The organism is Kitasatospora sp. NPDC001660 (genome assembly GCF_053596725.1).
The window spans coordinates 1-26718 of record NZ_JBSFGU010000069.1 but is presented as its reverse complement, the minus strand read 5'-3'; the positions used below and the strand labels follow the sequence as shown (position 1 = coordinate 26718).

13 protein-coding genes and 2 pseudogenes are annotated in these 26718 nt (G+C 69.5%); 5 read left to right on the top strand and 10 right to left on the bottom strand.

Annotated features, from left to right (window positions below; all coding sequences use genetic code 11):
- The first annotated feature begins 542 nt into the window (after window positions 1-542).
- The gene (locus ACWCXH_RS36960) at window positions 543-3089 is read left to right on the top strand and encodes a Helicase associated domain protein (RefSeq protein WP_449805884.1); all 2547 of its coding nucleotides are present in this window, start codon (window positions 543-545) and stop codon (window positions 3087-3089) included.
- Between the two features lie 193 nt (window positions 3090-3282).
- Here ACWCXH_RS36960 and ACWCXH_RS36955 read toward each other — a convergent pair whose 3' ends face one another.
- From ACWCXH_RS36955 to ACWCXH_RS36940, 4 genes are read right to left on the bottom strand one after another with little or no spacing between them, the layout of a single operon-like run.
- Window positions 3283-3615, bottom strand: a complete 333-nt coding sequence (locus ACWCXH_RS36955; protein WP_449805883.1) for an integrase core domain-containing protein — start codon at window positions 3613-3615, stop codon at window positions 3283-3285.
- Window positions 3599-4993 carry an IS30 family transposase gene (locus ACWCXH_RS36950; protein WP_449805882.1) on the bottom strand — a complete coding sequence of 465 codons (1395 nt, stop codon included), beginning with the start codon at window positions 4991-4993 and terminating at the stop codon, window positions 3599-3601. The genes ACWCXH_RS36955 and ACWCXH_RS36950 overlap by 17 nt, the downstream gene beginning before the upstream one ends.
- 31 nt (window positions 4994-5024) lie before the next feature.
- Entirely contained in the window at window positions 5025-5648 is a 624-nt protein-coding gene (locus ACWCXH_RS36945; protein WP_449805881.1) for an IS3 family transposase, read from the bottom strand.
- Window positions 5645-5962: a transposase gene (locus ACWCXH_RS36940; protein ID WP_380616442.1), complete on the bottom strand. Its 318-nt coding sequence runs from the start codon at window positions 5960-5962 to the stop codon at window positions 5645-5647. The genes ACWCXH_RS36945 and ACWCXH_RS36940 overlap by 4 nt, the downstream gene beginning before the upstream one ends.
- A gap of 252 nt (window positions 5963-6214) precedes the next feature.
- On the opposite strand from ACWCXH_RS36940, the gene ACWCXH_RS36935 reads away from it, so the two are divergent.
- Window positions 6215-7444, top strand: coding sequence for an IS110 family transposase (locus tag ACWCXH_RS36935; RefSeq protein WP_449805880.1), 1230 nt, complete (start codon window positions 6215-6217; stop codon window positions 7442-7444).
- 65 nt (window positions 7445-7509) lie between these two features.
- Here the strand turns inward: ACWCXH_RS36935 and ACWCXH_RS36930 are convergent.
- The 4 genes and pseudogenes from ACWCXH_RS36930 to ACWCXH_RS36915 all read right to left on the bottom strand — a co-directional run.
- Window positions 7510-7791, bottom strand: a pseudogene (locus ACWCXH_RS36930) (nitrilase-related carbon-nitrogen hydrolase); the annotation flags it as partial.
- 60 nt (window positions 7792-7851) lie between these two features.
- Complete coding sequence (locus ACWCXH_RS36925) at window positions 7852-8628, bottom strand: hypothetical protein (RefSeq protein WP_449805879.1); 777 nt, start codon at window positions 8626-8628, stop codon at window positions 7852-7854.
- A gap of 384 nt (window positions 8629-9012) precedes the next feature.
- Entirely contained in the window at window positions 9013-9627 is a 615-nt protein-coding gene (locus ACWCXH_RS36920; RefSeq protein WP_449805878.1) for a hypothetical protein, read from the bottom strand.
- A 35-nt stretch (window positions 9628-9662) separates the two neighbouring features.
- Window positions 9663-21023, bottom strand: coding sequence for a LamG-like jellyroll fold domain-containing protein (locus ACWCXH_RS36915; RefSeq protein ID WP_449805877.1), 11361 nt, complete (start codon window positions 21021-21023; stop codon window positions 9663-9665).
- Between the two features lie 586 nt (window positions 21024-21609).
- Between ACWCXH_RS36915 and ACWCXH_RS36910 the strand changes: the two genes are divergently transcribed.
- Complete coding sequence (locus ACWCXH_RS36910) at window positions 21610-22149, top strand: BMP family ABC transporter substrate-binding protein (RefSeq protein WP_449805876.1); 540 nt, start codon at window positions 21610-21612, stop codon at window positions 22147-22149.
- Between the two features lie 297 nt (window positions 22150-22446).
- On the opposite strand, the gene ACWCXH_RS36905 is transcribed toward ACWCXH_RS36910, so the two are convergent.
- Window positions 22447-23343, bottom strand: coding sequence for a carbon-nitrogen hydrolase family protein (locus ACWCXH_RS36905; protein WP_449805875.1), 897 nt, complete (start codon window positions 23341-23343; stop codon window positions 22447-22449).
- 769 nt (window positions 23344-24112) lie between these two features.
- Here ACWCXH_RS36905 and ACWCXH_RS36900 point away from each other — a divergent pair.
- Window positions 24113-24439, top strand: coding sequence for a hypothetical protein (locus ACWCXH_RS36900; RefSeq protein ID WP_449805874.1), 327 nt, complete (start codon window positions 24113-24115; stop codon window positions 24437-24439).
- Between the two features lie 50 nt (window positions 24440-24489).
- On the top strand, window positions 24490-24795 hold the full coding sequence (locus ACWCXH_RS36895) for a hypothetical protein (protein WP_449805873.1): 306 nt from the start codon (window positions 24490-24492) through the stop codon (window positions 24793-24795).
- Between the two features lie 189 nt (window positions 24796-24984).
- Here ACWCXH_RS36895 and ACWCXH_RS36890 read toward each other — a convergent pair.
- Window positions 24985-25944, bottom strand: a pseudogene (locus tag ACWCXH_RS36890) (citrate/2-methylcitrate synthase); the annotation flags it as partial.
- Between the last annotated feature and the right edge of the window lie 774 nt (window positions 25945-26718).

The following is a 26718-nucleotide window of genomic DNA, read 5'->3' as shown; positions in this document are numbered from 1 at the left end:
GTCAGGCGGCGGACCCGCTCCGCGTGTCCGCACCCGGGCTTCGCCCGGGTGGGCCCGGCGCTTCGCTTCCGGGCCGGCACCACTTCGCTTCGCTCCATGGTGCCTGGTGGCTGAGCTCTCATCATCACATTGAACTGGGAAATTGGCTGAACTCAAGACAGGCTGACTGGGGGAAGGGGTGCTGCTGGGGGCGCGTGCGGGTCGACTTCACTCCCGGTTGGAATGGTCTAGTCCATTGTTCCATCCTCTCGGGCAGTCGGGGTGCGCTATCCTGGCGGAGTGAGCAATGGTCCTCCATGTATCAATCTTGGAGCGTCAGATGATCCCGCCAGGAGCAGGGTCCGGGCTCGTGTTTTTCGAGTGTCCGCCGGAATTTGCGACCGGGTACTGATATCCTGCCGGATGGTCGCTTCTGTCGGGCTTGATTTTCGGTCGCCACGATTCTCGGAGCGTTCCGTCGAATGTATCAGTAGGGCACTGTCAGCATTTCCCGCGTGGTCCCGGGTGTGGGATCGGGAATGGGTGAGGGGAGACACGTCTTCGTGAACGTCGTAAAGCCGGGCCTGATGGCCGCTCAGTCCGTCAGTGGCGTCTCGCTGCGGGGGCATCAGGAGGAGGCCCTGGAGGCCATCGTGCGGGGTCTGACGCCCCGTCCGGGTCGGCCGGCTTCTCCGAACGGTCTGCGGGTGACGGTGCAGATGGCCACCGGGTCCGGCAAGAGCTACGTCGGGGCGGCGGCGGGCCAGAAGCTGGCGCCCCGTGGCGTGGTCCTGGTCGTTGTGCCGACGCTGGACCTGCTGGTGCAGATGGTCGGCTCGTGGCGGGCGGCCGGCCGTTCCGGGGACATGCACGCGGTCTGCTCGCTGGTGGACTCGGAGCTGCCGTTCGGTGTGACGGCCACGACCAGCCCGCTGATGATCGGTACGTGGCTCCAGCACGCGGCCAGGCACCGCCGGCCGACCACCGTCTTCGCCACCTACACTTCCGTCGGCGCGGTCGCCGATGCCTACGCCTACTGGGCGGAGCGCCAGGGCGAGGTGCTGCCCCCGCTGGGCCTGATGGTCTGTGACGAGGCGCACCGGTCCTCCGGGAGCGTGGAGAAGACCTGGACCGTGGTGCACGACCAGGCCGAGATCCCCGCGGACCGCCGGCTGTACATGACCGCCACGCCGCGGATCTGGGCGCCGCCCAGCAAGGCGATGAGGCGGCGCGAGGACGCCCGCCAGCCGCTGCCGGAGGAGCTGGCGGTGTCCATGGACGACCAGCGGATCTACGGCCCGCACGTCTACTCCCTGGGCCTCGCGGAGGCCATCGACCGCAAGCTCTTGGCCCCCTTCGAGATCGTGGTCCTGGAGCTGCGCGACCCCCTCGGCGACCGGGCCGGGGCGCAGCGGCAGGGGGTGCCGTGGGGGCCGGGGGTGGGGGAGGCGACCGATGGCAGCGAGGACGAGGTGCCGGCCGAGCGGATCGCGGCGATCCAGGCTGGACTCGTCAAGTCCATGGTCGAGCGGGGCCTGGAGCGTTGCATCACGTTCCATAACCGCACGATCGAGGCCCGCTACTTCTCCGAGACGCTGAATCAGACGGTCGAGAAGCTGCACTTCGAGAACCCGCAGAAATACCCGGATGAGTTCTGGGCGCAGTGGCTCTATGGTGAGCACGAGGTGGATTTCCGCAAGGAGGTTATCGGCGGGTTCGGGCAGACCGAGGAAGACGACGGGCTGAAGCATCGGATCGTGTCGAACTGCAAAGTCCTGGGCGAGGGAGTTGATATGCCAAATGCAGATTCGGTGCTTCTCCAGGGCCGAGGCAGCATGGTGGATATCGTCCAGGCCATCGGCCGGGCCCTGCGCATGCAGCCCGGGGAGGGAAAGACCGCCAGCCTGATCGTGCCGGTTTTCCTGAAGCCGGGAGAGGAGCCCGGGGACATTCTGGAGTCGGACAGTTATGGTCCGCTCGTTCGTATTTTGACCGCTTTGAGGTCTCACGACGCACGCGTGGTGGAGGCCCTGGCGGTGCCTCAGAAGTCCGGCAAGCGCACGAAGGGGCGCAGCGCTGAGGCTGCTTGCGGTCCTGGTGAGAGCTGGTCCGGGGAGGGTGGCTCGGGGGCGTTCACGCTGCCGGTTCGGTTCCAGGCGCCGGTGGACGAGAACGTGCTGGCGTTGTTCATCGCCTCGCGGGTGCTGACGGGTGAGAATCAGTTCTGGCGGGAGGGGATCAACCACGCGAGGCGATGGCACGAGGAGACCGGCGGGCTTGATGTGCCTTATTCCGCGATGGTTGGAGAGGACGGAAAGTTTCCGCTCGGTAAATGGTTGTCGGACAGGCGCAGCGAGCATGCTGCGGGTGAATTGGCGCGACATCGTGTCGACATGCTCGACGCTCTGGGGATGATCTGGTCCGTCTCCGACGCCCGCTTCGAGGCCGGGCTCGACTGGGCCGGGGTCTGGGCCAAGGGCCACGGCGGCTCGCTGGCGGCCCCGGCCCGGGCCTCTGTGGGCGGGTACCCGATCGGGACATGGCTCTCGGAGCTGCGGGCCGCGGCCCAGGTGCCGGCCGACCAGCCGGGGGCGCTCGCTGCGGAGCGGCGGCGGGCGTTGGAGGAGATCGACCCCTGGTGGTGCCCGGCCTGGCCGATCACCTGGCAGCGCGTTTACGCTACGGCGCGGTTGTGGTGGCTGGACTGCGGCGGCCAGGTCGACTGGACCGTGCTGCCCGCGGACACCGTGTACGAGGGCGAGCAGCTCGGCCGCTGGGTGAAGGCGCAGCGGGCTGGGTGGGCCGGGCTCGACCAGGAGCAGCAGGACCTGCTCGCCGCGATCGGCATCGAGGAGGACCAGGAGCTGGCCGCCGCCAAGGCCGCCGCGGAGGCGAAGCCGAAGGTATCGCGTGCCGACCGGTTCCAGCTCCACTTGGCCGCGCTGGCTGCGTTCGTCGAACGCGAGGGTCATCCGAAGGTGCCCCGCGCCTACAAGACCGCCGAAGGGCTGTCTCTGGGAGCCTGGCTCAACAACACCAAAGCCCGCCGGGACAGACTCAGTGAGGAGCAGCGCACGCAGCTCGCTGGCCTTGGGGTCGACTGGGCGTAGGGTGCCTGCTGGATGAGGGCGGGGCCGTTGTCCGGGGCGTGCGTTAGGGTACGACGGCCCCGAGAAGGCACAAGAGGGCCGCTATCTTCGGTTAGCGGCCCTCTGGGTTGTTCGGGTGTGCTGGTGTTCCCGTCCCGGGCATCTGGCTGACCGCCGGGCTTTTGTCAATCCCCTGTAATCGTGGAGTCTTCCGCTATGCGGCCTTGGCCTCCTGATGGGCCTCGGCTCGTGCCTTGCTGATGATCCGTTCGAACTCGACCGGCGGCAGGCCGCCGGCCGCGCTGTGCCTGCGCCGGATGTTGTAGAAGTCTGTGATCCAGGTCGCGATCTTCAGCCGGGCCTCGGTCCGGGTCGCGAAGTGGTGCCGGTGGATGTACTCGACCTTGATCGTGGAGTGGAAGCTCTCGGCGGCGGCGTTGTCGAGTGCCGACCCGACGCGCCCCATGGACTGGATGACGCCGAGGCGGTCGCACAGGTTGTTGTAGGCCTCGCTGCTGTACTCCCCAGGTTCAACCGGTCGTTGCAACACCGCCTTGTTGGATCAAGAGTAGTTGTTCGTTGAGTACTTCGGAGGGCGTCTTCCATTGCAGGGTCTTGCGGGGACGGCCGTTGAGTGCGGTGGCGACGGCGTCGAGGTCGCTCTTGCTGTGCCTGCTCAGGTCGGTTCCCTTCGGGAAGTACTGCCGCAGCAGGCCGTTCGTGTTTTTGTTGGTGCCGCGCTGCCAGGGTGAGTGTGGGTCGGCGAAGTAGATCTGCAGGCCGGCGTCGATGCGCAGTTGGACGTGCTGGGCCATCTCCGAGCCCTGGTCCCAGGTCAGTGACCTGCGCAGTTGCTCGGGGAGGGTCGTGATCGTGGCGGCGATGGCATCGCGGACGGCCTCGGCGCCGTGGCCGGCCAGGGCTGGGCCGTTCTTGGCGCGTGGACCGCCGTGGCCTTCCATCGGTGGAAGGTGCAGGAGCATCGTGAAGCGGGTGGTGCGCTCGACCAGCGTGCCGATCGCGGATCTGTTCAGGCCGATGATGAGGTCGCCCTCCCAGTGCCCGGGCACGGCCCGGTCCTGGGCCTCGGCGGGCCGCTGGCTGATCAGCACGTCCTCGGTGACGAAGTTCTTGCCGCGCCCCTGCGTTCGGGCTCGGGGGACCCGCAGTGCCCGGCCGGTGCGCAGGCAGGCCGTGAGCTCCCGCTTGAGCCCGCCGCGGCCCTGGATGTACAGGGACTGGTAGATCGCTTCGTGGGAGATGCGCATGGTCTCGTCCTCGGGGAAGTCGAGCGGGAGGCGTCGGGCGATCTGCTCCGGGCTCCATGCCGTCGCCCAGCGTCGGTCCTGGCGCCGGGGCTTGTTCCGCCCCTTCCAACTCGTCTGCGGACCGGGCACAGGCAGGCCGTCCGGGCCGGTGACCGTGCCGGACAGCCGATCCTGCACATACTGCCGCAACTCGTCGTGCTCGACGAGCTTGCACGGTTTGGGACGGCGGGCCTGCCGGTCGCAGTGCCACTGCGCGACCGAGGCTCGGTAGTCCAGGCGCCCGCCACGGGTGGCCGCGTTGCGCCGCAACTCACGCGAGACCGTCGAGGGCGCCCGCCCCAGATGGCGGGCGATCTCCCGTACCCCGCATTCCCGGGCGCGCAGCAACGCGATCTCCTCGCGCTCGGCGAACGACAAGTAGCGCCCTGACGGCTCCTCAAGACTGATCGGTGGCATGCCGCCACCTTCACGGAACCAGCGTGTCCCCAGCACCGGCGACACGCCGACCGCGACGGCGGCATCCTCGCTGGTCAGGCCCTTCTCAACGAACCGCCAGAACCGCTGCCGCTCGGCCCGCCGACTGATCGGAGGCCGACCCGGCGACTGCAATGGCGGACGACCCGCCTCCAGCGCTGCACGCGCCCGTCCCTGAGCCACAACACCCTCCTCGATCGAGGTGTTGCGACGATCAGTTGAATCCGCCTTGGCAGCCGCGGTCCGAGTGGAAGATCACGCCGTCCACATTCCCGCCCCTGGCGGCCGCGGCCATCTTGAGCGAGGCGCTGACCAGGGCGGCGTCGTGGTGGGCGCCCATCGCGTAGCCGAGCAGGCGGCGGGAGAACAGGTCGATCACCGTGGCCAGGTAGAGCTTGCCCTCGCCGGTGTCGATCTCGGTCATCTCCCCGACCCAGAGCACGTTCGGCGCCACGGCGTCGAAGTGGCGGTGCACCAGGTCACGGGCGGCTTTCCGCTTGCCCTGGCGGGTCAGCGACCGGCGCCGGCGCGGGGGCTTGCGACCCTGCAGGCCCAGCTCGGCCATGATCTTGGCGACGGTGTTCTCGGACACCTGCCAGCCCTCCGCCCACAGGTCGAGGGTGATCCTCGGAGAGCCGTAGGTGTCGCCGGACGCGGCGAAGAAGTGCCTTATCCGATCCGCCAGTTCAGCCCGCCGAACCTCGCGGACGGTCGGCTGGGCCGGGCGGTTGCGCCACTTGTAGAACCAGGACTCGGACACCCCAAGTGCCCGGCAGGCGATCGTGTGCGGGATGCCGTGCGCGGTCCTCTGGTCGGCGATGAAGCCCGCAACCGTCACTTCATCGCCTCCTTCACCCACAGGACCACCGATCGCTTGAGGACATCGCGCTCCATCCCGAGCTCGGCGATCTCCTTGCGCTGCCGGGCGTTCTCCTCGCGCAGCCGGCGCAGCTCGTCGCGCTCCGACTCGCCCAGACCTCCCGCCGCCTCCGCGTCCGCCCGCACCCGGGCGCGGTGGACCCAGTTCTGCAGCGTGCTCTCGTGCACGCCCAGGTCCCGCGCGACCTCCGCGGCTGACTTCCCGGTCTCCGTCACGATCCGTACCGCCCCCGCGCGGAACTCCGCATCGTACGAGCGCCTCTTCCCCGCCATGACCCTAATGGGACTCAGCGGGTCGTAGGAGAGACTACGGTCCGTAGCCGCCAGCAGGTGAGCACTCCATGACCCGGAGCCGTTCGAGTTCTGAGTTGAGACCGTGCCCCCGCTGGTCGGCCGGGAGGCCTGACCGCTAATGGGATGGCGTGCCCGCCATGTACTTGGCGTGAGCACTGGATCCATTAGGGCGCGAGCCGTGCCTTCCGCTGGCTGCGCAAGGTCCATACAGAGCGAAGGGCAGGGGTGCTGGTGCTGTTCATCGGTGACGACTGGGCCGAAGACCACCACGATGTCGAAGTGCAGGACGAGACGGGCCGCAGGCTCGCAACCGCACGAATGTCGGAGGGCGTTGAAGGGATCGCGAGGCTGCACGCTCTCATCGCGCGGCACAGCGGGGACGAGTTGGAACCCGGGCAGGTGGTGGTCGGAATCGAGACCGACCGGGGGCCGTGGGTACAGGCACTGATCGCGGCCGGCTACCGCGTCTACGCGGTCAACCCCAAGCAGGCGGCCCGGTTCAAGGAGAGGTACGGCACCTCGGGGGCCAAGAGCGACAGGGGCGACGCCCACGCATTGGCGGACATGGTCCGCATCGACCGCGACCAGCTGCGGCCGATCGCCGGGGACAGCGACCAGGCCCAGGCCGTGCGGGTCGTCGCCCGCGCCCACCAGACGCCGATCTGGGAACGCACCCGCACCTTCCAGCGGCTGCGGAGCACGCTGCGCGAGTACTTCCCCGGCGCGCTGACCGCCTACGCCGGCCTGGAACTGACCAGCACCGACGCGATGGAACTGCTGATCAAGGCCCCCACGCCCGAAGAAGCGGCCAGATTGACGAAGTCGCAGATCACCGTAGTGCTGGCTCGCCATCGGCGCCGCAACCGGGACCAGAAGGCCGCCGCGATCCAGGCCGCGCTACGCGAGCCCCAGCTCGGCCTGCCCGCGCCGGTCACCGCCGCCTACGGCGCCGCCGCGGTCGCACACGCGAGGCTGCTGATCGCACTGAACGAGCAGATACAGGCACTGGACGAGCAGGTGAGCGCGCATTTTCGCGCGCACCCGGACGCTGAGATCTACCTGTCGATGCCCGGCATCGGCGAGATCACCGGCGCCCGGGTGCTCGCCGAGTTCGGAGACGACCCCACCCGCTACACCTCTGCCAAGGCCCGCAAGAACTACGCCGGCACCAGTCCCGTCACCCGCGCCTCCGGCAGGACACACACCGTCCAGGCCCGCTACGTCCGCAACAACCGGCTCGCCGACGCCCTGCAACGTCAGGCGTTCTGCTCGCTCCAGAGCTCACCCGGCGCCCGCCGCTACTACGACAAGCAGCGAGCCCGGGAGCTGGACTACAACCCCGCCCTGCGCCAGCTCGGCAACCGCCTCGTCGGCATCCTCCACGGATGCCTCAAGACCCGCACCCTCTACGACGAGGCCACCGCCTGGTCACACCACGCAACCCTCCCAGCCGCAGCTTGACACCGCTACGGCATGGGATGTCTCAACTTCCCCTCTGGCCACAACTCCACGCTACGAGGGGAATGTCAGTAGGCCTGGGCGACGATGGCGCGGGCGGGGTCGTCGACCATGACGGACAGCAGGGCGCAGTCGACGTCCAGGCGTTCGTATTCGGCGAACAGGGTGGGGAAGTTCGCTTCGATGCAGATGGCCAGGCCGAAGCGGACGCCGTCCACGTCGAACACCGTCGGTTCGGGCCGGCCGGGGGTGTAGAGGTAGGACAGCTCGGTGTTCGACAGGAACCACTTGTCGTACCGGGCGACCAGGTCCCCGCGATCGGAGACCACGTAGAGGCTGTTGTGCGGACGCCTCGGCGGTGTGAGCGGGTGGAGCGAACCGAAGACCGTCGTTCGTGACCGCGCCCCGCGTCACCCTTGGCTCGTCTGCACCTCAAGCACGGAGACGTGCAGGACGGCGCGGCCAACCCCCTCCTCGTCCCTATCTCTGAGTTCTCGGTACAGCCGGGTCCGAAGCACACCGGAAAGACCCGCGCTCAACATTGTGGCAGTGGACAGGAGCAGCACGGAGCCGGCCATCATCAGCGTTCCGAAAACATGGTCAACCGCAGAAAGGCCCACGCCGAATACCACCAGCGATGGGACGAGTGTCAGCACGACGGGCAGGGAGGTCCACCACGAGCTGCGCATGCTCTCCCAACCGTCACGCTGGTAGGCCTTCCGGGAGTTCCGCAGCGCCGCACGGATCCCGAGGCCGTCGAGCGCTATCCCCGGTAGGACGAAGTAGCCGGCCATAGCCCACCAGATCCCGATCAGCAACGGCGCCCCGACCAGTATCACCGCGCAACTGGCCACTGCCCACGCCGCGATGGTCGGCAGCCTCCTGGTGGCCCGGGTGTACCCGGCCCCGATCCGCACCGGCCGCCCTTGCAAGGCGTCATTGGCCACGACGATCAGCACGGCAGCGAAGAAGGTGGCCACCAGGGCAAGCACCAGCACTCCGGCCACGCCCAGCGTAACGTTTCCCCACACCGCCCTCGCCGACGACCACAGCCACATCTCCGAAGCCACTAGCAGCCCCACCACCCCCGCCAACGCCACCCCGGCGGCCCCGGGCACGAGCAGCAGCCTCTTCTGCCCCCACACCACCCGAACCACCGCCCCAACGGGCCTGGCCTTGCTCAACATCCCACCTCGAAGTTCATGTAACCGAACAGATCGGCTATTCCCAGGGGTCGTTGCCCGACTCCCATCCCGCCGCCTCGTCCTCGTCGTGCAGGAAGCGCGGGTCCGCGGGGGTACTGGGGCTTGGAGGTCATCACTGTGTCGGTCGAGATGTTCTGCCTTCCCGGGCGGCCGAAGCCGCCCCCGGCAGGGCCACAATCAGCCCGTGTCCGTACCGTACCGCACCGGCGAACGCGGGCAGGTGACCTACCGTCCAGTCCTCGGGGCGGTAAACCCATGTCGACGACCACATTTATGAGCGGAGCAGGGAGTCATCCCGCCGCGCTCTCCAGCCGCCCGAGGACCCTCAGCAGCACCCCGACCCGGCCGTTGACCATGCTCGTGGGCTCACCGCCGAACCTGCTTGGACCAGTCACCCTTGAAACGATAAGCACGGCCGTCACCGGCCTGCTTCAGCCCGTCCGGGACGACGTCATCATGGTACGGGTACTGCTCCGTCACCGCCGCCAACAGAAACTCCAGGAAGCCGCCCTCGAACAGGTCCCACTCCCGCATCGAGTGGAACTTGGCGGCGACCGGCCAGCGGTCCGGGTCCGGGCCCCGCATCAGCCAGAAGAAATGGTCGGAGTTGTAGTTGTTGCCCCACTTCAGCAGCCCGCCCTCGGCTGGGAACAGTGGATACGGGCACTCGTCGTAGTCCCCGTCCCGGTAAGCCTCGGCCAGCCAGGCGCAGTATCCGTAGGGTTCCGTCGTGTTGAACAGGAATCCCTCGAAGCCGACCGGCTCCGCGATCTGGAGACTGGGCGCTTCCGATGGGGTGTAGATGTGCAGTTCGTCGCTGATGCTGACCGACCCGTACCGGTCGGCGAACGCCCGATAGTCCGCGGGCAGTTGGAAACCGAGCCCCCCCGGCGCGCGCTCCCACGGGACCGGGACCACGCCGCCCTCAGGCGGCGGCCCGATCACCGCGCCGAGCCGGTCCAGCATCTCCTCGATGTTCACTTCTACTCCTATCAGCCGCCCGTTCTCGCCGGAGGCTAGTTTCCCAGGTTCACATATCCGTTGGGGCCGTACCTCCCGTTGTCCACGACCGTCCAGCCAGCGTCCGTGGTCAACCCGGTGGTGGCATCCCATCCGTAGAGCCCCATCCCCCACCCGTTCGGAATGGTGCTCTTGTCGTCGGTGTACTGCGGAAATACGTCGTACAGCACAGGGCCCTTGGGCATGATGTTCTCGGCTCTGGTCTCGAACGCCCGCATACTGTTGGTGATCGTGCCGCCGGTCTTCTGGTTGGTGTTGGCCCCCTGCTGGAAGCACGGCGTCAGGTTCCGCTCGTCCGTCGTTCCGCCAGCCATGCGCGGCACGGAGTGGCAGCGGGCGATGGCCTTGGCGGGGGTAAACCCGAGGTTCCTCGCCCGCGCCTCAGCGTCGCTCCAGCCCCGAATGTCGCCGCGCGCAGCCTGACCCCGGCTGGAACTGGGGTCTCCTTCGAGACAGGCGTTGACTCCCGTGTTACGGCCCTGGGCGTCCGACGGCAGGTAGGAGACCCATCCGCCGTCCTTCAGGGGTATGGCCCCCGACGGCTGCAAGTCCTCGCAGGTGGGGACCTGCCGGTTGCCGTTCCCCCTGGGGCCCGGGTTGTCGTGCCCCGGGTCGGGCAGGGGAAGCGGGATCGGCCACGGACGCGGCGTCGGCGCCGGGTTAGGGGTCGGAGCCGGTGCCGGGCTGGGGGTTGGCGTCGGCGCCGGGCCGTTGAGGAGATCACCGGCGACGTCGATCAGGGCGTCGGTGCCTGCGAGGATCCCAGAGCCAACCGTGGTAGCGGTGCCAACGACGATCGGAACACCATCGACGATCACTGTGGTGACGGCGGCGGTGGCAACGGTGACGATGGTGTCGGTGAAGAAGTCGATCGGGTCGGGGTTGGCGTGCGGACGGTCGTTGTCGTTGCCCGGGGGAGTGTCGGTCGGGGGCTTGGGCCGGGGCCAGGTGGGGCCAGGGGGCTTGCGCGGGCCTGGACGACGGTGACCACCACCACCTCCGCCGCGGCCGCCGTGAGGGCCGCCGTCATCGCCGCCGGTCGGACCGGGTATGAACACCGGAGCCGTGGGTGGCGCAGGCGTCGGGGTGGGCGTGGGGTTGCTGCGGAAACCGTTGCCGCCACAGTCCCTGGTCCACCAGTGGTTCTCGCAGTACCGGTCGTTAACCGACTGTTCCTGGCCACCACCTCCGCAGCTCTTCGGGCTGTCGGAGCACTCCGGAGCATTCGCTGGTGGAGCAAGAGCGATGTCAATGGCCACGTCGACGACTACGTGGATCACAATGATAACGACGATGCACAGCGGGCAGTGTCCGGACGGGTCGGCGTTGTCGGTCGGGTCGCCGTTGGCGTAGGTGAAGCGGTTCCCCTGGATGGACGGGTTGGTGCCCAGCTGCCAGGAGTCTCGGGAGGCGAAGGTGCCGCTGCCGGGGCGGTACCAGCGGGCGGCCATGTTGACGTCGCCCGAGGCCGGGTCAGTCCAGCCCCCCTGATAACCCAGCGAGTTGGTGGCCCCGGCGCTCGCCGTGGGCTTGCCGAAAGGGTCGTAGGCGGTGGAGCCGGCGACGCCCTTGGCAGCCGGATCGATGGTGGCGACTACATCGGAGTGCTGGTCGCTGATCACCAGGCGGGGGTTGGATGTTGCGCCGGTGGCAGCCGTGCCAAGGAGCCTGCCGCCGGGGGTGCGGGTGTAGCTGGCGGTGCCGTCCGTGACCGGGTTGTTGGAGCCGCCGTCGTAGGTGAAGGTGGTGTTCCCCGCCTGAGCGACGCGGTCGGTCGAGTCGTAGCTGTAAGTGGACGGCCCTTCCTTGACCATCCGGTCGAAGCCGTCGAACTGGACGTCCTTGGGCTGGGAGCCCTGGGCGGTGCTGCCGGTGAGGGTGCCACGGGCCGAGTAACTGTAGGACGTGGAACCGTCGTTCAGCAGCTCGTTGCGCTCGTCAAAGCTGGAGGTGGTGCCGCCGGCCGAGGTCCGGTTGCCGGCCGCGTCCCAGGTGTACGCGGTGGCGGTGGTGCCGTTGCTCCAGGAGGTGAGCCGCCCGGCCAGGTCGTAGCCGTACTGGTTACTGGCGGCCCCGGCGGTGCCGGCGGTGGTCTTGGTGGTGATCCGGTCGTTGAGGTCGTAGCCGTAGCCGATCGAGGCGACGGTCGTCCCGCTCGGGTTCTTGACGGTGTCGTCGCGCAGTCGGCCGAGGTTGTCGTAGCCGTAGCTGCGGGTGCCGCCGCCGGTGCCGTAGCGCTCGGTGGTGAGGCGGCCGGCCGTGTCGTAGTCGTAGCCGACCGTGGCGCCGGTAAGCGGGTCGGTCGCGCTGGTGACCTGACCGGCCGCGTTGTAGCCGAAGGAGGTGGTGCCCGCCGCGTCGGTGCGGGCGGTCATCCGGCTGTCGCCGTTGTAGCTGTAGCTGCTGGCGCCGCCGGGGCCGGCGGAGGTGAGCAGTTGGCCGCGGTCGTTGTAGGTGTAGGTGTCGGGGGTGGTGCCGGGGGTTCCGACGGATGTGAGGTGGCTGGCGGCATCGTAGCCGAGGGTGCGGTTCGGGGTCGCCACCTCGGCGCCGGTGGCGGTTTCCTGGGTCAGGTTGCCCGCGCCGTCGTAGCTGCGGTGGCGGACCACGCCGCCCGGCTCGGTCAGGGTGACGGCCCGTCCGGCAGCGTCGTAGCTAGTGGTGAACAGGCCTTCGGCTGCCGTCGGGTGGGCGGTGGTCGGCGGTTCGACGGTCGACTCGAGGAGCCCGAGGGAGTTGTAAGTGTAGTAGACCGGGACTTGCTTACCGTTGGTCCAGCGGGTCTTGCGCCCGCCGGTGTCGTAGCCGAAGGACGTGGTGATCGTCTGCCCGGCGGCGACCGGTTCGACCTGCTGGACCGGCAGGCCGGCCGGGTTGTAGGTGAACTGCCGTGCGTGCGCGGCGATGTCGGCGCTGTTCGCCACCTTGTCGGTGGCGCTGAGGATGTTCCCCTCTAGGTCGTAGGTGGCGTACTGGGTGGCCACGGAGGCCCCCGTGGTGTCCAGGTCGGTCGTGCTCAGCGTCCGCCCGAGCCGGTCATAGCCGGTGACGGTCGCGGTGCCGTCGGCCTTGGTCACCCGGCTGGTCCGGCCGAGGCCGTCGTAGGCGGGGCGGACGGTGACGCCGGCCGGGTCGGTGGCGTTGAGCACCTGGCCGACGGCGTTGTAGGTGGTCTTGCTGGTGGCGCCGCCCGGCAGGGTGGAGCTGAGCTGGTTGCCCGCGTCGTCCCAGGTGAAGGTGCTGGTGTAGGCGGCCGCGGCCGGGTAGCGCTCCAGCTGGGTGCTGGTGATGCGCCGTCCGAGGTCGTCGTAGGTGGCCTGGCTGACGGCACCCGTCGGGCCGGTGGTGGCGAGCAGTTCGCCGTCGAGGTCGTAGGAGTTAGTGACGGTCGGGGCGGTAACGCCACCGGTCGGCGGGAGGGTGGTCCGCACCGGGTTGCCGAACTGGTCGTACCGCGTGGTGCGGGTCAGTTTGAGGCCGGTCGGATCGACGACGCTCGTGACGGGCCGGCCGAGTACGTCGTACTCGATCGTGGAGGTCGGGGTGATCGTGTTGCCGGATTGCGGGTCGGTGTAGGGCGCGCCGGCCACGGCGACCCGGTTGCCGTCCAGGTCGTAGGTGCTGGTGACGGTGTTGCCGAGCGCGTCGATGGCGGCGGTCTGCTCGCCGAAGGTGTCGTAGCCGGTGCGGGTGATCGGTCGGACCTGCTGGGGAGTGGTGCCGCGGGTGGTCGGGTCGTAGGTCTCCGCGCTGGTCAGCGGGCCGGTGGTGATGGTGGGCCGGCCGGCCTCGTCGTAGGCGGTGGTGCTGGTGTATGCGGTGAGGTCGGCGCCGGCGGCGTTGCCGTTGGGGCTGATGGTGCTGGTGCGCAGGCCGCGGGTGTTGTAGGCGTACGTGACGACCGAGTCGGCGGGCTGGTTGCGGGCGGTCTGCTTGAGCAGGTTGCCGGTGGCGTCGTAGGCGTAATCGACCTCGGCAGAGTCTGTGCCGCCGCCGGTGACGACGCTCAGCGGGCGGTTGCCGACGTCGTACGTGTAGGTGGTGCTGCGGTTGAGGCCGCCCGGGTCGACGGTCGACTTGCTGACTCGGCCGGCCGCGTCGTACGCGGTGACGGTCGTGGTCTTTCCGCCCCCGGTGACCTGCTGGGCGAGGCGGCCGGCGTTGTCGTAGGTGTTCTGCTGGAGCACGACGTTGCGCAGCGTGCCGTCGGTGTTGTGGTAGCCGTCGAGGTCGACTTCGGCGACGGTGTTGTCGTCGTAGTAGTAGGTGTGGGTGGTGCGCCCCATGGCGTCGGTGTCGGTGGCGGGGCGGCCTGCCGGGTCGTAGGCGCGGGAGCCGATGACCTGCCAGCGCGGCGTGGTCGCCGTGGCGGTGCTGCCGGTGTAGTTGGTGATCGCGGTCTGCTGGAGCTGGCCCATGGGTGAGTGGCTGTAGCTGTAGGTGGTGCCGGCCGCGTCGGTCTTGGTGGCGGTGTTGCCGTAGCGGTCGTAGGTGTACGAGGTGAGGTGGCCGCCGGGGTCCTTGACCTGCTTCACCCGGCTGGTGTCGGGCTCGTACGTCCAGGTCGTGGTGCGTGGTTGGTCGCCTCCGGTGGTGTCGGCGACGGTCTGGCTGAGTCGGTTTCCGTCCGGGTCGTAGGTGGTGGTGGTCTGGCGGGTGTGCTTGGTGCCGGTGACGGCGTCGGTGGTGTACGGCTCGGTGCGGGTGACCTGGTTGCCCCGGCCGTCCCAGGTGTAGTCGGTCTCCAGCACCCGGGGGGCGGCGGTGGTGCCGCCGGGGCAGTCGTCGCAGCTGTACGACTGGGCGATGGTGCGGCCGAGGTTGTCGTAGCCGTAGGTGACCTTGGGTCGCAGCGGCGAGGTCACGGCGGCGACGTCGCCGTTGCTCCGGTAGGTGTAGGTGGTCTGCTGGTCGGCGGGGACCTTGCCCGGGTCCGGGTAGGCCGCCGCGTCGAGCAGGCCGGTCTGCGCCCGGAGGAGTCCGACCGGCACGGCTACGCCGTCCTGGGCCTGGGTGGTGGTGTCGGTGCGCAGGGTGTAGCTGATCCGGCCGTTGGGGAAGTCGGGCGTGGCGGGGAGGGTGGTGGAGGTGAGCTGGCCTGCGGTGTCGTAGGTGTAGCGGGTGGTGTAGGTGGTGTCGGAGGGGCCGGTGGAGCGGGCGTCGCTGGAGGTGAGGATCTTGTCGTTGGCGGGGTTGAAGGGGTTGGTGGTGTCGAGGTAGTAGGTGGCGTAGCTGGTCTGGCAGTTGGCGGCGCCTCGGCAGGTGGTGCGGGAGACGGTGTTGCCGCGGGCGTCGTGGCCGGTGGTGATGGTGTGGCCGTTGGGGTCGGTGACGGCGTAGAGGTAGCCCGAGGTGTCGTAGCTGTAGCGGGTGGTGTTGCCGTAGCCGTCGCTGCGGGAGAGCAGTCGGGAGGAGCGGGTGTCGTAGCGGTAGACGAGGTTGAAGCCGGTCGGGTCGGTGATGGTGGCGGTGGTGACGGGGATGGCGTTGCCGCCGTCGCCCATGGCGTTGAAGTGCTGGGAGACGGTGTCGGCGTCGAGGCGGGAGGAGTAGTAGGAGGCCTCGGCGATGGTGCCGTTGAAGTGGTCGCCGCTGGCGGCCGGCCAGTTGGTGCTGGTGCCGGCGCCGAGGTAGACGTACGGGGTGCCGTTGAAGGTGATCTTGCGTCCGGTGGCGTCGGAGGCGCTGGCGCGGCCGTCGATGTAGATGGTCTGGCCGCTGTCGTCGGCGGTGAGGGCCACCTGGTGCCAGTTGCCGTCGTTGACGGTTCGGTCGGAGGTCATGGTGGCGCCGGGGCTCATCCAGAACTCGCCGTGGATGCGGCCGTCGGTGCCGACGTACAGGGCGGGGTTCCAGACGTTGCCGGGCTGGGAGCCGACCGGGAAGTCCTGGTAGCTGTAGAGCGGGCCGCTGCTGGTGGTCTTGAACCAGAGCTCGATGCTGGCCGAGCCGCGGGTGGGGGCGGTGTCGGGCGGCAGCTGGATCTGTGAGGTGGTGCCGTTGAACACTGCGGCGCGCTGGTTGGGGTCGTTGGAGGGGCCGCCTGCGTTCAGGAGGACGTCGGTGAGGGTGCCGGCGGTGACGTCGGGACGGGCGGAGCCGAGCTGGCTGGCGGCGTACCAGGAGCCGGAGGGGTCGTTGAGGCGCCAGTAGCCGACGGCTGTGTCCTGGACGACGGAGGTGCGGTAGGCGGCTGCGGCGTCCAGGCCGCCGATGGGGGTGGCCGAGGTGGCGAGGTGGTACTGGCTGGAGACGGTGTCGTTGGTGAGCCGGTACTGGTAGAGGGAGAAGTCGGCGATGGTGCCGTTGAGGTGGCCGGTCGGGTCGGTCGGGGCGTTGGGCCAGCCGCCGCCGGTCCAGCCGGCGCCTAGGTAGGCGTAGGCGGAGCCGTTGTAGGTGATGGGCAGGGCGGTGGTGCTGGTGGCGGTCGGGGCGCCGTCCAGGTAGAGGGTCTGTCCGGAGCTGTCGCCGGCCAGGGCGACGTGGTGCCAGGCGCCGTCGGTGACGGTGGAGGCGCTGACCAGGGCGTTGTTCGCCGAGCCGGTCCACAGGGTGCCGTAGAGCTTGTTGTCGGTGCCGATGTACAGCGCGGGGTTCCAGCGGTCGGTCGTGCCGTTGGGCTGCCCGGCGAGCGGGAAGGACTGGTAGCTGTACAGCACGCCGGGTGCGGTGGTCTTGAACCAGAGCTCGGCGGTGGCCGCGCCCCATTGCTTGGGGGCGGTGTTGTCCGGGAGTTGGACGTACGAGGTGGTGCCGTTGAAGCCGGTGGCCGTGGAGGTGCCGGAGGCCCAGGGGCCGGGCTGGCAGCAGGTGGTGTTGTGGTAGCTGCCTCGGTTCTGGGCGAGTGCGGCGGAGGAGATCAGCTCGGTTGCCTGGTTGCCTGCGGTGTCGCCGAGGCGCCAGTAGCCGGTGGGCTTGCTGTCCACGACGGCGGCGTCGTACTGGGTGGCGCCGGAACCGGTGGCGAGCTGGTAGAGCGAGGCGACGGTCGCCGCGGTGAGGCCGTGCGGGTAGGCCGCGACGTCGGCGAGCTGGCCCTTGAAGTGGCCGGAGCGGTCGGCGGGCGGCTGCGGCCAGCCGAGGGTGAGGTTGCCCGCGCCGAGGAACACGTGGTCGGTTCCGTTGGGGACGATGGTGCCGTTGAGCGGCCCTGCGGCCTGCGCACCGTCGAGGTAGAGGGTCTGCGAGGTCTGGCTGTCGGCGGACAGCACGGCGAAGTGCCACTTGTTGTCGGTGACCGTCGTGCTGGTGACCATGGTCTGGGCGGCGTCGCCCATCCAGAGCTGGGCGTGCAGCTTGTTGTCGCTGCCGACGTACAGTGCCGGGTTCCAGCGGTCGGTGGTGCCGTTGGGGGTGCCGCCGATCGGGAAGGACTGGTAGGAGAGGAGGACGCCCGGGCTGTCGGTGCGGAACCAGAGCCCGAGGGCACCGGGGCCGTTCTGCGGGGCGTAGGCGGCGGGCAGTTCGGCCCAGGAGGTGCTGCCGTCGAAGGTCGCGGCACCGGCCGAACCGGTCATCGGGCCGGGAGCGCCGAGCGTCACGTTGGCGTAGTTGCCGTTGTTGGGTGTCGGCCGCGGTGTGTAGACCTGGTTCGCGGCTTGCACGCCCGCGCCGTCGGACAGCGGCCAGTAGCCGGCCGGCCGGGAGCCCATGACCGAGCCCCGGTACTGCTGGGCGGACCCGGTGACGGTGGGTGTGTTGAGCGTCCAGGTGCCGTTGTTCTCGTCGGTGACCTTCGAGGCCCGGTCCTTGACCGTGTCGTAGCTGACGGCGAGACGGGTCTTGCCCGACGGCAGCTTCACACCGGTGAGTTCCGCGGAGGGCTGGTTGCCTGCCTGCCACAGGGCGGTCACGGCCGGGGCGCCGAGGGCGCGGTTGTAGAAGGCGACGTCGCTGATGCTGCCGTTGAAGTAGCTGGCCTGGCCGGGGCGGCCGTAGGGGTTGTCCGGCCAGTTGGCGCTGATGAAGCCGCCGCCGATCGCTTCGGAGCGCTGCCCGGGCGCGATGACCGCGCCGGGGAGGGTGCCCTGGGCGACGCCGTCCAGGTAGAGGGTCTGGGTGCTGCCGGCAGCCGACAGCAGGGCGAAGTGCCAGTTGCCGTCGTTGACCGGGTTGCTGGAGTCGATGGTGTTCGACGGGCCGTTCCAGAACTTGCCGTGCAGCTTGCCGGACTGGCCGACGTACAGCGCGGGCGTGTAGTTGGCCGGGGTGCTGCCGCTGCCCGGGAACGGGTCGGCCTGGTAGCTGAACAGCACGCCCCAGCTCCTGGTCTTGAACCAGAGGCCGACCGAGGTGTATGAGGAGGTGTCGAGGACGCTCTGCGGCAGTGCGACGTAGCCGGAGGAGCCGTCGAAGGTCGCGGCGGTGGCGCCGGAGGAGGTCGGGCCGGGCGTGCCGAGGGTGACGCCGGTGCCGGAGTAGCGGGCGTTGTCGTTGCCCTGGTTCTCCGCCACCTCGCTGGCCGCGGCGGCGCCGGAGCTCTCGCCGAGCCGCCAGTAGGAGACCGGTGCGGAGTCCAGGACGGCGGAGCGCAGGTGCGAGCCGCTGGTGTAGGAGTAGCCGGTGCAGGAGGGTGCGGTGTTCCCGCCGGTCGCGGGCGCGCAGACCTGGTCCAGCTCGTCCGGGTTGTTCGCGTTGTAGCCGTAGGTCCAGGTCAGAGCGGTGCTCGGATCCGTCCCGGTGACCGGGTCGGTGTACACCTTCGCGACGTGCCGGTTGCCGGCCGTCCACTCGAAGTGCAGGACCCGGCCCGATGAGGTGTCCTTGACCGTCGTCAGGTGCCCGTCGGCGCTGTAGCCCAGTTCCTGGGTTCGGCCGATCGCGTCGCGAACCAGGGACAGTGCGTAGCCGGTGCCCGAGGCGGCGTGGAGCTCGTAGCGGGTGCCGTCCTTGGCCATGAGGTCGAAGCCGGCGGAGACCTTGCTCAGGGACTGGAACTCCCCGGGCGGCGGGGTGTATACGGCGCCCTTGTTCGGATCGGCCCCGAAGCGGGCGGCCCGGCCGCTCGCGGTGGTCAGGACCACCGAGTCGGTGAAGTCGTTGTCGGGCTGAACCCGCATGTCGAAGTTGGAGGTCCAGCCGGTGCCGAACAGCGTCGAGGTGCGCGGGTCCAGCGAGTTGTACGAGCGGTTGACCGACAGCGCCGGGCCGATGCTCTTCACGTCGGCGTCGGTGGCCGCGGTGGTGTAGTTGCCGACCTTGGCGTCGAACGGCCGGCCCGCGCCGTCGCCGACCGCGCCGCCCAGGTGGGAGGTGATCACCGGCTGCTGGACCTGGGTGGTGAAGGAGACGCTGCTGGACAGCGGGCTCTCACCGATGTGGTCACCGACCTTGGCGTTCCACAGGTAGCTGGTGTTCCAGGCGAGTTTGCCCGGCGGAACGGCCCAGGAGGTATTGGACTGCCAGCCCGACTCGGCGATCAGCTGCGGGTCGCCGGAGGACGGGTTGGTGTAGACGCGGAAGTCGTAGTCCAGCCCGGTGCCGGGGTAGTTGTCCGGGTCGTGTCCGGTGGCGTAGAGCTGTGGGGTGAGGTTGCCGACGACCGTGTTGTTCATCGGGGCCAGCAGGTCCAGCTGGGGCGCGGTGTTGGCGTCGCCGACCGTGGTGCAGTTGCCGAAGGGTATCCAGTAGGAGTCGTGCAGCGAGGTGGTGCCGTTGACATACCCGTCCCAGCACAGGGTGTAGGTCTGGCCCAGCGGCAGCGGCGGGATCACGCCGTTGACGGTCACCGAGCCGTAGGTCGCGACCAGTCCGGACACGCCGGTGAGCGGGGCGTTGAACCACTGCTCGTTCCCGTTCGCGTCGAACAGGCGGGCCTTGACCTGCATGCTCTGCCCGTTCCACCAGTTCGCGCCGGTGTTGGTCAGCGTCACCTGCTGCCAGCCGGGGGTGTTGTACGTCGGCGGCATGTAGCTGCCGGCCGGCGCGTAGGTGGCGGCCCAGTCGCTGTAGGTGATCGACAGGTACGGCGGGTAGGGGCTGTTGGCGCTGGAGAACTTCTTCCAGTCGTTGGAGTCGGTGGCGCTGGTGGTCAGCGCGAGGCCGAAGTTGTCCCCGCCGCGGGCCCAGCTCTCGACCAGCTGCACGCCGGGGTCGTTGTGGCTGCGGCCGAGCTCGATCGGCTCCCACATCGCACCGCCACAGGTATCGCCCGCGGAGAAGCTGTTGGTGCCAAGCTGCTGGCCGATCGACACGCCGGGGTAGGTGTTGATCGTCGACGGATCCCAGGGGCTGGTGATCTGGTTGACGTAGACCGGGTGGGCCGAGCACTCGTAGGAGTGGGTGTTGTTCAGGCTCAGCGTGACGGCGTGCAGGTAGTCGTTCTTCAGGACGTTGGCGACGTCCGGGAAGTACAGGTAGCTGTTGACCACGGACTTGCCGCCGTCGGAGGTTCCGATCCGCAGCAGCGGGTCGGTGGAGAAGTTCGCGGTCTGGTCCGAGCGCACGAACGTCGACTTGCCGACCCCGATCGTGGCCGTCGACGGGTCGACGGTGACCGGGTAGACGCGCTTGGCGTCGTGCAGCCAGGCCTCGTCCAGGTCCATCCGCAGCGCGGGAGCACCGTTGACGTCGATCAGGTGGTAGGTCACCCGGTCGCTGACCACGCCGTCGCCCGAGGCCGGGTCGATCTTGGAGTCGGTCATGAAGCCGTGCGGGATGGTCACCTTCACCGCGCCGGAGGCGTCCTTGAACTGCACCTCGCCGCCCGGGCCGATCGCCGGCGTCAGCCCGGTGACGTGCAGCGGGAAGACCCAGCTGGTGGGCGCGGTCACATCATGCAGGACCAGGGTCTCCTTGATTCCCTGGGCGAGGCCGTTGTAGACCACATCGCTCGCGGGACGCGCGAGCGGGTAGGTGAGGGTGTCGCCCTGGACCACACCGCGCACCTGGGCAGCGTCCTGCAGGCCGTAGGAGACCACGTGTCCGGCGTCCAGGGTCCAGCTCACCAGCGCGGGATCGTCCACCCGCGTGGCGAAGGAAGCCTGCTGACTGTTCGCCTGCTCGGCCCACCGGCCGGCACGGTCGAGCGAGAAGTTCGTGTTGATGTCGTCCCAGGTACCGTCGGCCTTCTGGTAGTGCACGGGCCGGGGATAGGCGCGCAGAGTCTTGGTGCCGTCCGGGTTCTGGTAGACCGACGAGGAGCCGGTACGCGAGCCGGTGTCCTCGACACCCTCTGCGGGCAGGCCAGGGACGCCAGTTCCGGCGGTGGCGTCGTTCCGTGCCTTGAGGTTCTTCGCGGCCGGGGACGTCGGCTCGACAGCGGGCTGCTTGATGTCCTTCGGCGTATCGGCCTTCGGCTTGACGGCGGCACCGGACTGCGGACTGCCGGGCTTGCCATCGCCAAGGCGGTGCTCCAAGGACGCCGGCGGGGGCACCACCTCGCCCTTCACCGGCGTGCGGGGCCGCGAATCCCCCGAGGGGTGCGTGCTCGTGTCGCCCTGCACGGCCTTGGTCTCGGGCAGTTCGGCCGGACCCGGCTGATGCGCGGACCCCCCGGGAGCACCGCCGTCCTTCCTGGTCTGCGAGGACGGGACGGTGTGACTCCCCCGACTCGGATCACCACTGACCTGCTGCGGGGTCACCGGCGTGACCGTCGGCACCGGGGCATTGGCCGCCGTGAACGCGCTCGCTTCCTGCGTGCCAAGGGCAAGCAGAAGCGCCAAAGAGGTGATGAGTGCAAGCGAGCGACGCACGGCAAGTCCTTCGGAGGGCAGGCGAAAACGACCGACTCCCCCTGCGGCGATCGGTCCGTGCCCTTCCTATCGGTCGTCAGTGCGACAGGTACAGCCGGGAATTGGCGAAACTATGGTCACTTTGTGCAAAATAGGGACATGATATGTCGAAATGATCTTAAGAAATTTTTCATCTTCTTTACCGGCCGCCGGAACCCAGCGGGCGAGACTTGACCCCGCCACCACGCACACCTGCCAGGAGAAGCCCGACATGACGTTCCACCTCACCCCCCGATCCCGGTGGGTGCTCGGGCTGACCGCAGCACTGGTCGTTGCAGGTAGCGGCGTTGTGCTGCTGCTCACCAACGAGAACGACCGCGCCGCCGACCGCGCCGCCGCAGTAACTCCCTCGAACGTCGCCGGGCGCCGAACGGCCTGCCTCACCGGCGATGCCACGGAAGCGGCGAAGCGAACAGACACCAGCGCGATCTGGTCAGCTCTTCAGGACGCCTCCCGGCAACACCGGCTGAACGTGCAGCAACTCCTTGTCCCTGCAGCCACCACCGACCAGGCCCTTCCCTACCTCGCGGGCCTCTCAGCACAGCACTGCGACCTCGTCGTCGCCATCGGACCGACCTTCACTCAGGCCCTGGAAACCGCAGCCAAAGCCAACCCGCAAACCCAGTTCGTTGCCGTGACGACCGACGGACAATCCACGCCGGGCGGAGTCGTCACAGTCACGGGCAGCGACAACGAGAAAGCCGCCCAGATCCAACACCGCGCACTCGACCTGCCCACCCCCGGCAACTGACCGGCGAAGCATCCGTCGTCCTTCAACCACCCCTGCTGGCTAGGGACGTGACGGCAGATCCGGGTCCCCGGTGACCGGCGCCCAGCACATTCGAACGACGGCAAGGCGGGCCCGGACATTTTCCAGCCGCTCCCGCCAGCCGGCCTCCCGCCGTACCCCGCCGCCACCCGAACGCACCAGACCCACCACATCTCGCCGACCGCCGACCTGCACCGACACCCAAAACTCACCAGTCGGGAGCCGAAACTCACCAGCGGCGGCCGCCCCGGGACCGCCAATGAAACTCCCCACCACTGGTCAGAACGCGGTGCGGCTCTGGCTCCTGGGGTCACCGTCGGCGAGATGGTCGGTGTAGAGGCCTGTACGGGCCAGCCGCCGCCAGGGCCAGGCGTAGCGCACCGCGATGTCGATGTCCGGGTCGGTCGGGTGGAGGTCGAGGTCGGCGAGTGCGAGGGCGGGGTGGTTGTCGGCGGGGGCTCGGGTGAGCCAGCGGCCGCCGGGGGCGACGATGCCGGAGGGGGCGTTGGCGGCGTACTGGGCGGGGACGGCGTAGCCGAGCCAGTAGTTGTAGAGGGTGCCGTAGGCCTGGGCGACGGTGGCGTGGGCGGGGTCGTCGACCATGACGGACAGCAGGGCGCAGTCGACGTCCAGGCGTTCGTATTCGGCGAACAGGGTGGGGAAGTTCGCTTCGATGCAGATGGCCAGGCCGAAGCGGACGCCGTCCACGTCGAACACCGTCGGTTCGGGCCGGCCGGGGGTGTAGAGGTAGGACAGTTCGGTGTTCGACAGGAACCGCTTGTCGTACCGGGCGACCAGGTCCCCGTGGTCGGAGACGACGTAGAGGCTGTTGTGCGGACGCCTCGGCGGTGTGAGCGGGTGGAGTGATCCGAAGACCGTCCACAGGCCCAGCTCCCCGGCCAGCGCCGCGATCCGCTGCGCCTCCTCGCGCAGGACGTCCCACGCGGCGCCGGTCCAGTCCGCGGGCACCAGGTCGCCGTCGGGGCCGGTCGCCACCACCCGCTTGTCCGGGTAGACGAGAGCGCCCTCCGGAAACTGCACCAGCCGCGCCCCCGCCCCGGCGGCCTGGCGCATCAGCGCCCGGACCTCCTCACCCGCCACCCGGATCGCCGCCTGGTCCCTTGGGTCCTCCGGCACCGTGCTCTGCGCCACCGCCAACCGCAACATCCCGACCATCCGGCGACCGTACCGGCGCGCGCCGGTCCCTCACCCGGCCCTCGCCGGGAACATCACCCACACGTGTCTCTGGCCACAGCACGTTGAACCGCGTCCGGTTAGCGGGCCGGGGAGAAACTCACCAGCGCCCCGGCGCGAAACTCACCGCCCGCCCGGAAACTCCCCACCGCAGGCCAGGGGTGCAACGCGGGGTGTAACACGCTGTTGCACCCCGGTTCCCCGATGGTTCGCGCAGGTCAGGGGTGCAACGCGAAGCCTGCCAGGGCCCATGCGTTGCCCGTGTTGCGGCCCCGTGTTGCACCCCTGCCCAGTCAGGAGCGGCGCCACCAGGCGCGGGCGCGCTTCGCTTCGGCGGCTGCGGCCTCGGCGGCGGCCCGCTCGAGTTCGGCCTCCTCCCGGGCGCGCTGGTCGGCAGCGCTCGCACAGCCCGTCGTCGTCCCAGGCGGCCCGCTCGCGCATCTCCCACCGCTCGTCCGAGAACGGCGCCTTGCAGCGGGTGCAGGCCGGACGGTGGCGCTCGCGCTCCGCCTTCTGCCGTTCCTGCTCCCGTTCCTGGTAGACCTGGTCGGCGGCGGCCCGTTCCGCATGCAGCAGCTCGTCGCCTCCGGATTGTCGAGCGCGTTGGTGAGGGTGTGCCAGCCGTCCCGGCCGAACCGGTGCCACGGGGCGCGAGCAGTACACCGCGCCAAAAACTCCGCCCGGCGCCACGATGGGCTGTACAGGGGCCGATAGGTGCTCCGTCACAGTGCTGTCGACCCGGGAGAAGCTCATGGCCTTCGCCGAGGACTTCGCCGCCGCGCTTTCCAACCGCGGTATCCAGATGAACGCTGCCGACGTCCCCGCCCCGGATGTCATCGGCGGTGCGCTGGACAACATCACCGGCTACCTGAGCGGACTCGACGAGGCCGTGCGTGAAGGGTTCGACGAGAGCTCGCTCGAATTCGCCGTCTGCTCGGTCCTTGCCGACCCGACGGTGAACGTCGCCCCCGAGATCTCTTCGATCCTCGCCGCCTACGACCGCGCTTCCAATAGGCGTCTGACCGAGCTGCTGCAGGTGACGCGCGAAACGCTCGACCTGGTTCAGGGCCAGGCCTAGGCACCTCGCCCAGCCGGTTGACCGGAAGAACGGAAGAACGGAGGAGAGGTATGGCGATCGAGGAATTCGCCGATTGCTTCGCAACGCGGGTACAGACCACCGTCGACTCCATCATCGACGATCTGCGCGCCCTGGGCGCCGACGCCGTCCGCCGGGTCGTCGAGTGGAACCGGAACCTGGACCCCGCCGACCGGGCTCTCGTACTGGCGCTCGCCGGCATCGCATCCGGTGTGATCATCAAGATTCTCGAGAAACTGCTCGGTGCGACCGCCGCCGCATGCTTCGTGGGGCTGCTCGGAGGCGCGTCCTGGGCTCTGCTGATCCGCTCCTTCACCGAGTGCGTGGACCGCCTCTGAACTCACCCGCACATCGCCGGCCAGCGGGCGCTGTTACCGGAGTCGGCGCGCTCGCGGAGCGCGCCGCCGCGGCGGTCCGAGGGGTCGGCCGTGCTGGATGCCCGACCCCGGCGCCTTCGTGGACCGCATGGTCCACGAAGGCGTGCCCGTTGCCACCGCCCGAGTTTGTCCGACTCCGGGGCCCGCTGTTCAGGCCGCCGGCAGCGGCTGCGGGGCGGCCGGACCGGTGTAGCGGGCGGACGGGCGGATGATCTTGGAGTCGGCAGCCTGTTCCAGGATGTTGGCGCTCCAACCGATCGCGCGGGCCGCGGCGAAGGTGGGGGTGAACATCTCCCTGGGCAGACCGCACAGGTGCATCACCACGCCGGCGTAGAACTCCACGTTGGTGTGGAGTTCGCGGCCCGGCTTCAGCTCGGCCAGGATCGCCTCGACCCGGGCCTCCACCTGGACGGCGAGGTCGACCAGCTCACCGCCGAAGGACTCGGCGACCCCGCGCAGCATCCGGGAGCGCGGGTCCTCCGTGCGGTAGACGGCGTGGCCGAAACCCATGATGCGGTCGCCGGCCAGCACGTGCTCGCGGATCCAGCCGTCGATCCGCTCCGGGGTGCCGATCGCGTCCAGCGTGTCCAGCGCCCGGCTCGGCGCGCCGCCGTGCAGCGGCCCGGAGAGCGCGCCCAGCCCGCCGACCAGGCAGGCCACCAGGTCGGCCCCGGTGGAGGCGATCACCCGGGCGGTGAAGGTGGAGGCGTTGAAGCCGTGGTCCACCGTGGAGATCAGGTACTGCTCGACCGCGCGGGCCTTGGCCGGCTCGGGCTCCTCGCCGGTCAGCATGTAGAGGTAGTTGGCCGCGTAGCCCAGGTCGTCGCGCGGTTCCACCGGCTGCTCGCCGTGCTGCAGCCGGTGCAGCGCGGTCAGGATGGTGGGCACCAGCGCGGTGGCGAACAACGCGTCCTCGACCCGCTGGTCGGGCGCGGTGTCGTAGAGCGGCCGGATGCCGCGGTCGGCGGCGGCGATCGAGAGCGCGGCACCCAGGGCGGTGAGCGGGCCGCCGTGCGCGGTGCTCGCCGCCAGCGCGGGCAGCAGCGGGCGCAGCGCGTCGGGCAGTCGGCGCAGCGGTGCGGTGCGGGCCAGGAAGGCGGCGCGGCGGGCCGGCGCAGCAGCGGCAGGGTGGTCGCGACGATGGGCAGGGCGTGGTGGTGGTCGCGGGCGGTGATGTTGTCGCCGCGGTACGGCGGCGCGTACCAGGACGTCTCGGAGGCGGTCTCCACCGCCTGGATGCGGCGCAGCAGCCGTAGGTGGTCGGCCTTCGTCTTCTGCTTCTTCTGTTCGGGGGTGAGCGGTTTGGTGCCGGGGCGGCTTGCGGCCGGCCTCGAGGACCAGGGCGAGGGGCGGCAGTCCCTCGCGGCCGGTCGGTGGGTAGACGGTGGGCCATAGCCGCAGGGCGTGGGTGCGGGCGCCGGGGCAGCGCATGCTCGTTTCGAACGCGGCCTTCGCGGTGCCCTTGGCGGGCAGCTCGCACCAGGCGCGGTAGGTGGCCAGCTTTTCCACGAGCGTGCCGACGCCCTCGTTCTCGCGGTCGACCTCCACCAGGAGCACCGGCACGTCGGCGCCGGGGTCGCGCAGCACCAGGTCGGCGAACAGCGAGCGGCGGTGCGGGATCGCGTGCTCGACCTCCGTGGTGAACGCCTCCAGGTGACCGAATCCGGCGCGGGCGAGGAGGCCCGCGGTGGCGGCGACGTCCAGGGCGTGCTCGGAGAACGCCGCGGCCCGGCCGTCACGCTCGGGGCGCAGCGCGGACAGCTTCGTCCCGGCTGGAAGCAGCGCGGCAGCCTCGCGACGGCCTGCCGCGGTCAGGCACCACAGCTTCCGCCCATCCGGCAATCGCAGCTCCTGGCGCACCCTCCCCGCGTCCTCCAGGTCACC

Excerpts from the sequence above, each read along its gene's own strand:
- ACWCXH_RS36940 (WP_380616442.1), bottom strand. The coding sequence starts at position 5,962 with ATGGCGGGGAAGAGGCGCTCGTACGATGCGGAGTTCCGCGCGGGGGCG.
- ACWCXH_RS36925 (WP_449805879.1), bottom strand. The coding sequence starts at position 8,628 with ATGTTGAGCAAGGCCAGGCCCGTTGGGGCGGTGGTTCGGGTGGTGTGG.
- ACWCXH_RS36910 (WP_449805876.1), top strand. The coding sequence starts at position 21,610 with ATGACGTTCCACCTCACCCCCCGATCCCGGTGGGTGCTCGGGCTGACC.
- ACWCXH_RS36905 (WP_449805875.1), bottom strand. The coding sequence starts at position 23,343 with ATGGTCGGGATGTTGCGGTTGGCGGTGGCGCAGAGCACGGTGCCGGAG.
- ACWCXH_RS36900 (WP_449805874.1), top strand. The coding sequence starts at position 24,113 with ATGGCCTTCGCCGAGGACTTCGCCGCCGCGCTTTCCAACCGCGGTATC.
- ACWCXH_RS36895 (WP_449805873.1), top strand. The coding sequence starts at position 24,490 with ATGGCGATCGAGGAATTCGCCGATTGCTTCGCAACGCGGGTACAGACC.